Raw genomic sequence first — 12,988 nt, 5'->3', positions numbered from 1 at the left:
GGGGGTGTACCCATGGATTATCAACTACTTCTGCTGACTATTGCTGTGTCCTTTATCCTTGCGGTCATTGCCGCTCCGCTCTTCATTCCGCTGCTGCGGAGGATGAAATTCGGACAGCAGGTCCGTGACGACGGACCACAAACCCATTTGAAAAAAGCCGGAACACCTACGATGGGCGGCATTATCATCATGGTGGCCTTCACATTGTCTTTTCTGAAATTTTCAGTCGTGAACTCTGACTTCTATGTTCTGCTGGTAGCTGCGCTAGGCTATGGGCTGATCGGCTTCCTGGACGACTATATCAAAATTGCGTTCAAGCGTTCCCTGGGGCTGACGCCGCGGCAGAAACTGCTTGGCCAGCTGCTGGTCGGAGCGGTGATGTGCGGACTGCTGATTAACGCGGGGCATAATACCGGCATCAGTATTCCGGGCACATCCATCAGCTTTGATTGGGGCGGCTGGTTTTACTATCCGTTTATCATTATCATGATGATGGCTGTAACAAATGCCGTGAATTTTACCGATGGTGTAGATGGGCTGCTGTCAGGCGTCAGTGCGATTGCGCTTGCTGCCTTTGCCGTGGTGGCGATGCAGGCTACCTCGATTGCGGCTGGTGTCTGTGCGGCGGCAATGATCGGTGCGGTCCTTGGCTTTCTGGTGTTCAATGCGCATCCGGCGAAGGTATTCATGGGTGATTTTGGTTCTTTCGGGATTGGCGGCGCCATAGGGGCGATCGCCATTGTCACCAAAAGCGAGCTGCTGTTTGTTGTAATCGGCGGTGTGTTCGTTATTGAAATGCTGTCTGTCGTACTGCAGGTCGCCTCGTTCAAAACACGCGGCAAACGCATTTTCCGCATGAGCCCGATCCATCATCATTTTGAGCTGGGCGGCTGGTCGGAATGGCGGGTAGTCGTCTCCTTCTGGGCGGTTAGCCTGGTGCTGGCGGCAGTGGGATTAATCTTGAGCAAGGGGTTGTAAAGAATGGAGCATCCAGATCAATACCGCGGCAAGGAAGTGGTCGTCCTGGGCCTGGCCAAAAGCGGCGTTCAGGTGGCCAAGGTGCTGCATGAGCGCGGCGCGGACGTAACGGTTAACGACAAAAAGGAAAGAGATCAAAGTCCCGAAGCTTCCGAACTGGAGTCTTTGGGAATTTCTGTTATATGCGGCGGTCATCCTGAGGGATTAATTCATCCGGGTGTGAGCCTTGTGGTTAAGAACCCGGGGATCCCCTATTCCGTGCCTCCCGTTCAAAAAGCGCTGGAACTGGGCATCGAGGTAGTGACCGAGGTGGAGGTAGCCTACCATCTGTGCGCGGCGCCAATGATCGGCATTACCGGTTCGAACGGCAAGACGACGACAACCACCTGGGTGGGCCGTATGCTGGACGCTGCGGGAATGCACCCTATCGTGGCCGGGAACATCGGCACACCCCTCTGCCAGGCCGCACAGGAGGCTCACGCAGACAACTGGATGGTTGTCGAGCTTAGCAGTTTTCAGCTAAAAGGCACAAAAGCGTTCCGCCCCAAGGTGGGCTGTCTGCTGAATGTGGCCGAGACCCATCTGGATTATCATGGCGGAATGGAGGATTACATAGCCTCCAAGGCTAAGCTGTTTGCCAATCAGGGGCCAAGCGATACTGCGGTGCTGAACTGGGATGATCCTGTCTGCCGGGAGCTGGTGCCTTATATCAAGGCAGGCATTCTCCCGTTCTCCATGACTGAGGAGCTGGTTCAGGGGGTCTTTGTCCGTCCGGCCTTTGTTCCGGATACTGAAGATGACCTTAAGCGGATGATTGTCTACCGGGATTATTCCGAGAGTGAGACGGAAATTGCCGCTGTGGATTCAATCGGCCTGCCGGGCCGCTTCAATGTGGAAAATGCGCTGGCGGCCTGCGGAATAGCTATCGCTGCAGGCGCAAACCCTGCCGGGCTGGCGGAAGTGCTGGTGAATTTCAGAGGCGTGGAGCACCGGCTGGAGTATGTGGCGGAGAAGGCGGGGGCTGCTTATTACAACAACTCCAAAGCGACTAACTCCAAAGCGACCTCCATGGCGCTGGCTTCCTTCCGGAAGCCGGTGGTTCTGATTGCCGGCGGATTGGACCGCGGCTCTGACTATATGGAGCTGCTGCCTGTCCTCGGTGGTGTCAAAGCCCTTGTGGCGCTGGGGCAGACCAGGGACAAGCTGGCAGCCGTAGCGGGCATGGCAGGAGTAAAGCGCATTATCTCCGTCGATAATGGGGAGAGCGCCGCCGCCGTGCTGCAAGAAGCCGTGCGGGAGGCTTCCGCTCTGGCGGAAGCGGGAGATATCGTTCTCCTGTCTCCTGCCTGCGCCAGTTGGGATATGTTTACATCCTATGAGGAGCGCGGGCGTATTTTTAAAGAGGCGGTGCATAACCTTTAAGTAGGGGGGTGGATAAGCCCCTACTACCGAGTCAAGAGGTGTGCTCCTGATGAACAAATCCCGTCATGCGCCCGATATCTGGATACTGATGGTTATTCTGTCCCTCCTGGCCATCGGCATGGTGATGGTCTACAGCGCAGGGTCCGTATTGGGCTTCCGCAATTATGGCGATTCGTTTTATTTTGTCAAAAGACAGCTTTTGTTCGCAGGGCTGGGGCTTGGCGCAATGTTCGTCACTGCGAACACCGATTATCTGGTGCTGAAGAAGCTGGCCAGACCCGCGCTGATTGTCTGCTTCATTCTGCTTGTCCTGGTGCTGATTCCCGGCATCGGCGTTGTGCGCGGCGGAGCCCGCAGCTGGCTCGGCATCAGCTCCTTCGGGATTCAGCCCTCCGAATTCATGAAGATGGGGATGATTCTGTATCTCGCCAACTGGCTGGGGAAGGAGGATTATGATATCTCGACCTTCACGCGGGGGCTGCTGCCTCCGCTGGCGCTGATCGGCTCCGCCTTTGCCCTGATCATGATGCAGCCGGACTTGGGGACAGGCACCGTCATGTTTGGCGCCGCCCTGATGATGGTTTTTACAGCAGGAGCCCGGATGAAGCATCTGCTGTCCCTGGGCGCTCTGGGCGTGGCGGGTTTTGCGGCGCTGGTGGCGGCTGCACCTTACCGCCTGCAGCGGATTACGGCGTTTCTGGACCCCTGGTCCGATCCGCTGGGGGCCGGCTACCAGATTATCCAGTCGCTTTATGCGATTGGCCCGGGGGGGCTTGGCGGACTGGGGCTCGGCATGAGCCGGCAAAAATACAGCTATGTGCCGGAGCCCCAGACCGATTTTATTTTTTCCATATTGGCTGAGGAGCTTGGGTTTATCGGAGGGCTGATCGTGCTGCTCCTGTTTCTGATCCTGATCTGGCGGGGCATGAAGGTGGCGATGAGCCTCCCGGACCGTTTCGGGAGCTATCTGGCGGTAGGCATCGTCTGTATGGTGGCTGTTCAGGTGGTCATCAACATCGGCGTCGTCATCGGCCTCATGCCGGTTACCGGCATCACACTTCCGCTGATCAGCTATGGAGGCTCATCGCTGACATTGATGCTCACGGCACTCGGCATTTTACTCAACCTATCCCGTTATGCGAGGTGAAAGACATGCGTATCGTATTAAGCGGCGGCGGCACAGGGGGACATATCTATCCCGCTGTCGCCGTTGCCAGGCAGCTTCAAGCGGAAGACAAAGACCCGGCCTTCTTGTATATTGGCGGGAAGCGGGGTCTGGAAAGCAAACTGGTTCCTAATGAAAATCTTCCATTCCAATCGATAGATATTACCGGCTTCCGCCGCAAGCTTTCCATGGACAATGTGAAGACGGTAATGCGTTTTCTGAAAGGGGTCAAAGCCTCCAAGGAAATGCTCCGGGAATTCAAGCCGGATGTCGTGATTGGCACAGGCGGTTATGTGTGCGGGCCGGTCGTGTATGCGGCCTCCAAGCTTGGCATACCTACCCTGATTCATGAACAGAACGCGATTCCGGGGCTGACCAACCGTTTTCTCAGCCGTTACGCCGATACGGTTGCTGTCAGCTTTGAAGGAACTGAATCGGCTTTTCCCGGAAGCAAACATGTAATTTATACCGGCAATCCCCGGGCGACTACGGTGACTGCTGCGAGCCCCCAGCGCGGCTTTGCTTCACTCGGGATTCCCGAGGGCAGCACAGTTGTGCTTATGGTAGGCGGCAGCGGCGGAGCCCGGGCTATTAATCAGGCGATGATTGAGATGGCGCCTTTTGTGGGTAAGGGTAATGGTGTCCACTATGTATATGTGACCGGTGAAGCTTATTTCGAAGAAACCCGCAAAGCGCTGCGTGAGAAGCTGGGCAGCGAGCCGAGCTGGCTGCATCTTCTTCCTTACGTCCACAATATGCCTGAGGTGCTGGCCTGCACCTCTCTTATCGTGAACCGGGCGGGCGCGTCATTTCTTGCTGAAATTACAGCACTGGGCATTCCCTCCGTTCTCATCCCGTCCCCTAACGTGACAAATAACCACCAGGAAGCAAATGCAAGGCAATTGGAGCGTGAAGGAGCGGCAGTTGTGCTGCTTGAGAAGGATTTAAACGGCCAGTCCCTGATGGAAGCTGTCCAGAAGATTATCGGTGCGGAGCCTGTGCGCAGGCAGATGTCGGAAGCTTCCCGCCGCCTGGGCAAGAGGGATTCTGCTGCCCTTGTTGTGAGCGAGCTGCGCAGATTGGCGGCAAAACGGAAGCCGTAAGGAACGTCCTGCTCCTCCGGCTGGAAGGGGTTTCCTGCCCATTGCTCTTCACTGTCACACACCCGGGGCCACGAACATAGGATAATCCTATAATCGTGACAATCACCCAGAGCACTTCTTAGTCCATGCAATGCAGGACAGGAGAGCTTACCTGACCGTTCATTGATTCTTGTTCGGGAAGTGCCTAGTGGTGGGTGAGCGGTAATCTCGGAGGTGATACATTGGACAAATTGGTGATTGAGGGTGGAAATCCCCTGTCAGGCACCATACGTATCCATGGAGCAAAAAATGCGGCACTGCCGATTCTGGCGGCTAGCCTGCTGGCCGAAGGAGTTCACTCACTGCACAATGTGCCGAAGCTGCTGGACATCGAAACTATGCTGAACATTCTGGAACGGCTGGGGTGCAGGTGTGCTCATGAAGAAGAGACAGTAACGATTGATACTTCGCCCTTGGGCACATCGCATGTTCCAGAGGATCTGATGCGGCAGATGAGATCCTCCATTTTTCTGATGGGACCGTTACTATCCAGATTTGGTGAGGTGACGATTTACCAGCCGGGAGGCTGTGCGATTGGCGAACGCAAGATCGATCTTCACCTGCAGGGGCTCAAACAGCTTGGTGCGGAGATTGAGGAGTCTAATGGGCGGATTTCCTGCAAGGCGGCCAGACTGACGGGAAGCGAAGTTCATCTGGATTATCCGAGTGTCGGGGCGACAGAGAATATTATGATGGCCGCTGCCATGGCGGAAGGGACCACGACGATATCGGGCGCAGCGAGGGAACCGGAAATCCAGGATCTGCAGAATTTTCTGAACCGGATGGGTGCTCAGATCATCGGTGCGGGAACCGATACGATTACCATCCAAGGGGTGAAAAAGCTCTATCCGTGCAGCTATGAGGTTATTCCAGACCGGATTGTAGCCGGTACCGTGATGATTGCTGCGGCCGCGACCCGGGGTAATGTGACGTTGACCCATACCAATGCCGGTCATTTAACGTCGCTTATTCATGTACTCAGACGGGCTGGTGTTCAAATTACAGTTTGCAATGATATAATTAATATCAGCTGTATGGGAAGACCGCGCGCGGTTGAGAGAATCGTAACCTCCCCCTATCCTTCCTTTCCTACGGACCTGCAGTCCCAGGTTATGGTGCTGCTGTCGCTGGCCGACGGGTTCAGTGTCATTAAAGAGACTGTATTCGAAGGCCGCTTTAAGCATGTGGAAGAAATGGCGCGGATGGGTGCTGATATCTCCATTGACCTGAACCGGGCTTTCATCCGCGGGGTGCAGAGGTTATATGGAGCTACGGTGGAAGCAACCGACCTGCGGGCCGGAGCCGCCCTGGTGATCGCCGGACTCGCAGCTCACGGAACTACGGTGGTTGAGCAGGCCCATCATATTGACCGCGGCTATGATGGCATTGAAAAGCTCTTCCAGAAGCTTGGAGCGCGCATCAGCCGCAAAGTACCTGTGCCGGGTCCGTTAGATTTAGCCAATTAAAGCTCCCTGTCTCCTTCGGCTTGATGCGAGGAAGGAGACAGGGCCTTATTACGGAGATACGAGAATGCCTAAAACCCGTTTACCTCTGCTTAAAGAGGACAAGCCAAGCAAAAAAATGAGCCGGAAGGTTACGATCATTCTGCTGCTGCTGTTCATTGCACTGCTGGCCGTGATTTTTTTCCGTTCGTCGCTCAGCCGCATTACAGAGATTCAATTTGAAGGCAACAAATACACCACCCGGAACGAGCTTCTTGCCCAGAGCGGGCTGGCGGTAGGGGGACAATTTTTTGCCGTCTCCAAAGCTTCTGTGGAGGATTCTTTGAAGAAGCTGAAGACCATCCAGGAAGCTGTGGTCGTGAAAAGTTTTCCGGGCACAGTCACCATAAGCATTAAGGAATATCCTGCTGTCGCTTATGAGCTGGACGAGGCTGGTGTACTCGAAGCCATTTTATCCAGCGGGGCGGCCGTGGCTGTGAATGAAACCGGAATTGCGGTAGAGAAGCCCATCCTGACAGGCTGGAAGGAAGAGGACCCCTACAAGGCCAAGCTGTGCCAGGCGCTCGCCGGCATCCCGAATGAACTGACAAGTGATATTTCCGAGATCGTGCCATCGCCGACGCTGTCCTTTCCGGACCGGATCAAGCTTTATACACGCTCGCATTTTGAGGTTATCACAGCGATTTCCCTGCTTAAGAATAAGGTGGAATATTTGAATCAGGTCATTGAGACCGAGGAGCCCGGGCTGATCAAAATGCTGGAAGCTGATTCTTATGTCCCATTTCAGGACGCAGCGGCAGCAAATAAGGATAAACAAGACGCACAAGAGTAAATAGTCCCTACTATTAGGGCGGGAAAAATGCTACAATCGGATTTACGGGCAATAAGCTGTATCCTTCTTTTTTCTGCGGATTTTTTGTACTGAAGCCGTAAATATGGATGGTGTTTCTTAATTAAACTTATTTTTACTTCATAGTTTTCCTGTTTTACAGATTTTAGGAGGCATCTATGTTTATGCGGAATGCTTGTTATATTATTCCATTCAAAAAATTTGTAGAAAAAAGAGGGAAAGGATTAGGTATGTTGAATATGTACAGAGGAGTTTCCCGTGACCGGGAACAAGCTGTTTTACTGGCTTTACCATTTATTTTGATCATATCAGGAGGTGCCATAGGGCTTGAGCAACAATGACATCATTGTTAGTTTGGACATCGGTACATCCAAAGTTCGGGCAATAATTGGGGAAGTTACCAATGGAACCTTTAATATTATTGGCGTTGGATCTGCTGATTCAGAAGGAATACGCAAAGGTGCGATCGTAGATATCGACCAGACCGTACAATCGATCAAGAGTGCTGTAGACCATGCGGAGCAAATGGTTGGCATCCAAATTTCCGAGGTCTATGTAGGCATATCCGGCAATCATATCGGCCTGCAGTCCAGCCACGGTGTCGTGGCTGTTCAGAATGAGGACCGTGAAATCAGCGAGGATGACATTGAACGGGTAATCAAGGCGGCTGAAGTTATCGCACTGCCTCCTGAACGCGAAGTGATTGATGTTGTCGCCAAACAATATATCGTTGACGGTCTTGAAGGTATCCAGGATCCGCGCGGAATGATCGGCGTTCGTCTGGAAGTGGAGGCGACGATTATTACCGGAGCCAAAACGCCAATACATAATCTGCTTCGCTGTGTAGAGAAATCAGGGCTGAAAGTTAAAGATCTTGTGCTGATGTCTCTTGGAGCCGGTGGATTGGCGCTTTCCAAAGATGAGAAATCAATGGGTGCTGTACTGGTGGATATCGGGGCAGGTTCAACGACGATAGCTGTATATGAAGAAGGTTCCCTTTGTGCAACCTCCACGATTCCGATCGGCGGAGAATTTGTAACTAATGATATTGCCTACGGACTCCGGACACTTACGGATCAGGCGGAAAAGGTCAAGCTGAAATATGGCTGCGCCTGGATTGATGATGCTGCTTCTGACGTAGTGTTCAAGGTTTTGCGTATCGGCAGCAATGTGGAAAAAGAGTTCAACCAGGAAGATTTGGCTGCGATTATCGAGCCGAGAGTGCAGGAGATTTTTCATCTGATCCGGCAGGAAGTAAAACGGCTTGGTTACACAGAGCTTCCCGGAGGTTATATACTATCGGGTGGGACTGTATCCATGCCAGGCGTGCTGAAAGCGGCTCAGACCGAGCTGGCAGCGTCAGTGCGCATTGCTGTACCTGACTATATCGGTGTCCGTGACCCCGGTTTCACCGGTGGTGTAGGCATCCTGCATAATGTTGTCCGCAGCTTCCGGGGACGAAGCAACGGCGGGGGAAGCGGCAACAAAAAGACGGTCAACCGGAACAAGCAGAACGCTGTACCCAGTCAGGATACCGTGAAGAAGCCCGGTTTGGTGGAACGTCTAAAGAATATGTTCAGCGAGTTCATATAAGTGTAAGTCCAGATATACTTGGACCGGCCATCCAAGCACTATTCTAGGGGGAGATGGAACAATATGTTGGAATTTGATTTTGAAATGGAGAGCTTGGCGCAAATAAAAGTCATCGGCGTAGGCGGCGGAGGAAGCAACGCTGTCAACCGGATGATTGAAAATGGCGTTCAGGGTGTTGAATTTATCACAGTTAATACAGATGCCCAAGCGCTGCATATGGCCAAATCGGAGCATAAATTGCAAATCGGGGACAAGCTGACCCGGGGGCTTGGCGCTGGTGCCAATCCTGAGGTGGGTAAGAAAGCGGCCGAAGAATCCCGCGATCTGATTTCCAATACGCTTAAAGGTGCGGATATGGTATTTGTAACCGCAGGCATGGGTGGTGGTACTGGTACAGGCGCCGCACCCGTGATTGCTGAAATCGCCAGAGAATGTGGAGCGTTGACGGTCGGCGTTGTGACGCGTCCGTTTACTTTTGAAGGAAGAAAGCGCTCGAATCAGGCGGAGCTCGGCATTGAGGCATTGAAGGAAAAGGTAGATACGCTCATCGTCATCCCGAATGACCGTTTGCTTGAAATTGTGGACAAGAAAACTCCGATGCTGGAAGCCTTCCGCGAAGCGGACAACGTACTCCGGCAAGCGGTGCAGGGTATTTCCGACCTGATCGCTGTTCCGGGTCTGATCAACCTTGACTTTGCCGATGTGAAGACCATTATGACAGAACGCGGCTCAGCCTTGATGGGCATCGGGATTGCCAACGGCGAGAACCGCGCCTCGGAAGCAGCCCGCAAAGCGATTATGAGCCCGTTGCTGGAAACATCCATCGAAGGCGCACGCGGCGTCATTATGAACATCACAGGCGGATCCAATCTCTCCTTGTATGAAGTCAATGAAGCGGCGGAGATTGTTACTTCCGCTTCCGATCCTGAAGTGAATATGATCTTCGGGGCCATTATTGAGGAGAGCATGAAGGATGATATTAAAGTTACGGTGATCGCCACCGGCTTTGAGCATAAGCCATCTCCGATTGCGCCTAACCGCCGCCCGGCAGCGAGCAGTAGCAGTGAGCCTGCGGTTGACAAGAACGCCAACCTGCGTCCTTTTGGCAATCAGACGCCTTCTGACCAGCTGGACATCCCAACGTTCCTGCGTAACCGCACACGCGGCAATAACGATTAGTCTATAGTCACATACGAGTATACGGAAGCACCGTATCCCCATAGCTTTTGCTATGGAGTGATACGGTGTTTTTTGTTTTTTAAGCTGTTATAATACGGATAACGGGAGTGAATATTATGGAATTGCTCGATCCCCGGGTTGATTTTGTATTCAAACGAATTTTTGCCAGCGAGAATAACAAGGATGTGCTGCTGGCTTTTTTAAACCATATTTTTATGGATGCCGGTGATGCTCCCCTGGATGAAGTAATTCTGCTTAATCCTTATACAGATAAGGATGACCCGCAGGATAAGCTCTCCATCTTTGATATCTGGGCCAAAACCGTAGAAGGAAAGCTGATCAATATTGAAATGCAGCTGTTCAACAAATACGATATGGAGAAGCGGACTTTATATTACTGGAGCAAAAGGTACTCCGGGCAATTGCAGACCGGCGGCAGATACACAGAACTCAAAAAATGCGTAACGATTAATATCTTAAATTATAAGGTGCTGCCCAATGAACATACTCACAGTGTCTTTCATCTGCGGGAGGATATCAGCGGCGCACCGCTTACAGATGACATAGAGATTCACTTCTTGGAACTGCCTAAGCTGAATCAGCCGGCTGTTCCTGGTGAAGGCGGCTTAATCAATTGGCTCCTATTTCTGAAAGGGAGCGATAATTCGAATTGGGAGGTTTTGCGGATGAATGAACCGGCTTTGAGAAAGGCCATGGAGACGTTGGAATTTTTAAGTCAGGATTCTGAAGCGCGGCGTAAATACGAAGAACGCCAGAAAGCTCTGCATGACGAAGCCTCGCAAAGGGACGGCGCCCAAAGAGAGGGTTTTGCCAAGGGAATGCAGGAAGGACTGCAAGCAGGCATGCAAGCAGGCATGCAAGAAGGATTGCAGGCAGGAATGCAAGAAGGAATGCAAAAGGGCCTGCAAAAGGGACTAAAGGAAGGAATTAAAGAAGGCAAAATAGAAGGAATTAAAGAAGGCAAAATAGAAGGCATTAAAGAAGGAATCAAAAAAGGAGTTAAGGAAGGCAAAAAGGAAGGTTTGAGAGAAGGCAAGCTTGAAGTAGCAAAAAACCTGCTGGCTATGGGACTGGAGCTCTCCTCCGTACAGGCAGCGACGGGGCTAAGCAAGGAAGAAATACAATCCATCCAATAAATAAAAGACAATAGGTTTGTGCAAAGTCAGCCTTACAAAGGCTGGCTTTTGTGCGTTTAGCAGCGACTGAACCAAAGAACATTGAACCTATTCGGGTGCGGGACAAGAACGGTGGAAGAGGCTGCTGCCCCTATGTCTGAGAGAAGGGAATTGATGCTATAAACCGACAAAAAAACCTCAGGAATGCCCCCCAAGTTTAGACAGACTTTGGATGCGAGTCTTTCTATACTAATCATATCGTCCAAAAAGAGAGCTTGAACCTTAGTCTTTCGGATAGATCTCCCGCTAGCAGGCAGGTGAATCCACTGGTTGTTTATATTGACTTGATTTTCGCGGCCAATCTGCTGATTGACGGAATTCTTTTATGGCTCACAGGCTGGCTGGTCAAACTGAAAGTCTCTTGGTGGCGGCTCATTCTCTCCGCGCTGGTTGGCGCACTTTATGTGGTGATGATGTTTGTGCCTGAACTTTCGTTCCTGTACACCTTTCTCATCAAGTTTGGTTTGTCAGTAGTTATGCTGTGGATCGCTTTTGGTTTCAGGAATCTGCAAAGCTACCTTCGGGCACTAGGGGCATTTTATATGATTAATTTTGCCGCGGCCGGCGGAATTGTCGGCGTTCACTACTTGCTGCAGAGCTCTGGCGACATCTGGAACGGAATTCTGTTCACCTCCTCCGGCGGCCAAGCTTACCGTTTGAAAATCGGGTTTTGGTTCGTGCTTGCGCTTTTTCCGCTGGTGCTGCTTCTCTTCAAACTGGTCCAGTCCTCAAAAGTCCGGAGGGAACAACTGGAGACGTACATCGGGGAAGTATGCGTAGAGATTGAGGGGGTGAGCGTCTCATGCCCCGGACTGCTGGACACCGGCAACCGTTTGAATGATCCGTTAACCCGGATTCCGGTTATGGTGATGGAAGCGTCGCTGTGGGAGGGACATTTGCCGGCCTCCTGGAAAGGCAGGCTGACCGAGATTAGCAGCGACAAGCTCTTGCTGGAAGCGGACGGGCAGTCTTTTGCCTGGCAGGACAGATTACGGCTGGTGCCTTATAGGGGAGTCAACCGCGGAGCATCGCTTATGCTCGCGCTGAAGCCGGATCTGGTGACGATAAAGCTTGGAGAGGAAACCTTTTTCAGCAAAAGGGTCCTTATCGGGCTGGATGGCGGGACACTGTCGGGAGACGGCGCGTACCGGGCGGTCATACACCCTGACCTGACCCAAAGAGAGACCGCTGCGGAGGCGGCGGTGCCTTCATGATTATTCGCTGAAGGACAAAGAACCATCTCAGGGCAACTGTGCACTTCTTGAAGGAGGAACAATAATGGTCAAATGGAAGATTGCGCTGCAGCTGCAATATTACCGCATGCTGTTTCTGCTGGGGCTGAAGAGCCAGGAAATCTATTATATCGGCGGAAGTGAGGCTTTGCCCCCGCCCCTGACAAGAGAAGAAGAGGAATTCCTGCTGCAGCGGCTCTCCAGTGGCGATGCGGCGGTCCGTGCCATGCTGATTGAACGCAATTTGCGGCTGGTGGTCTATATTGCCCGCAAATTCGAGAACACCGGCATTAACATTGAGGATCTGGTATCCATCGGGGCGATTGGCTTGATCAAGGCTGTCAACACCTTTGACCCGGAGAAAAAAATCAAGCTGGCCACCTACGCCTCGCGCTGCATTGAGAATGAGATTCTGATGTATTTGCGGCGCAACAGCAAAACCCGGAGTGAGGTTTCTTTTGATGAGCCGCTGAATATCGACTGGGACGGCAACGAGCTGCTGCTCTCGGATGTGCTGGGCACGGAGAATGACACCATCTACCGCAACATTGAAGAGCAGGTGGACCGCAAACTGCTGCAGAAGGCGCTGGAGAAGCTGAGCGAGCGGGAAAGACTGATTATGGAGCTGCGTTTCGGGCTGCGCGGCGGGGAAGAAAAAACGCAAAAGGACGTTGCCGATCTGCTGGGAATCTCCCAATCCTACATCTCGCGTCTGGAAAAAAGAATCATCAAGCGGCTGCGTAAAGAGTTCAACAAGATGGTCTAAGC

The 12,988-nt window shown here is 52.4% G+C and carries 11 protein-coding genes and 1 pseudogene; all 12 read left to right on the top strand.

The window, feature by feature from the left end; translation table 11 throughout:
* The first annotated feature begins 12 nt into the window (after positions 1 to 12).
* The 12 genes and pseudogenes from mraY to sigE all read left to right on the top strand — a co-directional run bounded on the left by mraY (position 13) and on the right by sigE (position 12,986).
* Entirely contained in the window at positions 13 to 978 is a 966-nt protein-coding gene (mraY, locus tag PRIO_RS25280) for a phospho-N-acetylmuramoyl-pentapeptide-transferase (RefSeq protein WP_046505251.1), read from the top strand.
* Positions 979 to 981: 3 nt separating this feature from the next.
* A complete protein-coding gene (murD, locus tag PRIO_RS25275; RefSeq protein ID WP_020427840.1) occupies positions 982 to 2,400 on the top strand; it encodes a UDP-N-acetylmuramoyl-L-alanine--D-glutamate ligase in 1,419 nt (472 codons plus the stop codon).
* 49 nt (positions 2,401 to 2,449) lie between these two features.
* Positions 2,450 to 3,547 carry a stage V sporulation protein E gene (gene spoVE / locus PRIO_RS25270; RefSeq protein WP_020427839.1) on the top strand — a complete coding sequence of 366 codons (1,098 nt, stop codon included), beginning with the start codon at positions 2,450 to 2,452 and terminating at the stop codon, positions 3,545 to 3,547.
* A gap of 5 nt (positions 3,548 to 3,552) precedes the next feature.
* The gene (gene murG, locus PRIO_RS25265) at positions 3,553 to 4,668 is read left to right on the top strand and encodes an undecaprenyldiphospho-muramoylpentapeptide beta-N-acetylglucosaminyltransferase (RefSeq protein WP_020427838.1); all 1,116 of its coding nucleotides are present in this window, start codon (positions 3,553 to 3,555) and stop codon (positions 4,666 to 4,668) included.
* Between the two features lie 221 nt (positions 4,669 to 4,889).
* On the top strand, positions 4,890 to 6,173 hold the full coding sequence (gene murA, locus PRIO_RS25260; RefSeq protein WP_020427837.1) for a UDP-N-acetylglucosamine 1-carboxyvinyltransferase: 1,284 nt from the start codon (positions 4,890 to 4,892) through the stop codon (positions 6,171 to 6,173).
* Positions 6,174 to 6,237: 64 nt separating this feature from the next.
* A complete protein-coding gene (locus PRIO_RS25255) occupies positions 6,238 to 7,002 on the top strand; it encodes a cell division protein FtsQ/DivIB (protein ID WP_020427836.1) in 765 nt (254 codons plus the stop codon).
* 176 nt (positions 7,003 to 7,178) lie between these two features.
* Positions 7,179 to 7,361 carry a hypothetical protein gene (locus PRIO_RS25250; protein WP_020427835.1) on the top strand — a complete coding sequence of 61 codons (183 nt, stop codon included), beginning with the start codon at positions 7,179 to 7,181 and terminating at the stop codon, positions 7,359 to 7,361.
* A complete protein-coding gene (ftsA, locus tag PRIO_RS25245; protein ID WP_046505247.1) occupies positions 7,348 to 8,613 on the top strand; it encodes a cell division protein FtsA in 1,266 nt (421 codons plus the stop codon). Before PRIO_RS25250 ends, ftsA begins: the two co-directional genes overlap by 14 nt.
* 63 nt (positions 8,614 to 8,676) lie before the next feature.
* A complete protein-coding gene (gene ftsZ / locus PRIO_RS25240; RefSeq protein WP_020427832.1) occupies positions 8,677 to 9,792 on the top strand; it encodes a cell division protein FtsZ in 1,116 nt (371 codons plus the stop codon).
* A gap of 116 nt (positions 9,793 to 9,908) precedes the next feature.
* Positions 9,909 to 10,733 (top strand): annotated as a pseudogene (locus PRIO_RS25235) (Rpn family recombination-promoting nuclease/putative transposase); the annotation flags it as partial.
* Positions 10,734 to 11,254: 521 nt separating this feature from the next.
* Positions 11,255 to 12,202 (top strand): sigma-E processing peptidase SpoIIGA, encoded by a 948-nt coding sequence (gene spoIIGA / locus PRIO_RS25230; protein ID WP_039787508.1) that lies wholly within the window; start codon positions 11,255 to 11,257, stop codon positions 12,200 to 12,202.
* Positions 12,203 to 12,263: 61 nt separating this feature from the next.
* Complete coding sequence (sigE, locus tag PRIO_RS25225; RefSeq protein WP_025707241.1) at positions 12,264 to 12,986, top strand: RNA polymerase sporulation sigma factor SigE; 723 nt, start codon at positions 12,264 to 12,266, stop codon at positions 12,984 to 12,986.
* Positions 12,987 to 12,988 lie beyond the last annotated feature (2 nt).

The organism is Paenibacillus riograndensis SBR5 (assembly GCF_000981585.1).
Classification (GTDB): Bacteria; Bacillota; Bacilli; order Paenibacillales; family Paenibacillaceae; genus Paenibacillus_AQ; species Paenibacillus_AQ riograndensis.
This window is presented reverse-complemented; position numbering and strand designations above follow the sequence as displayed.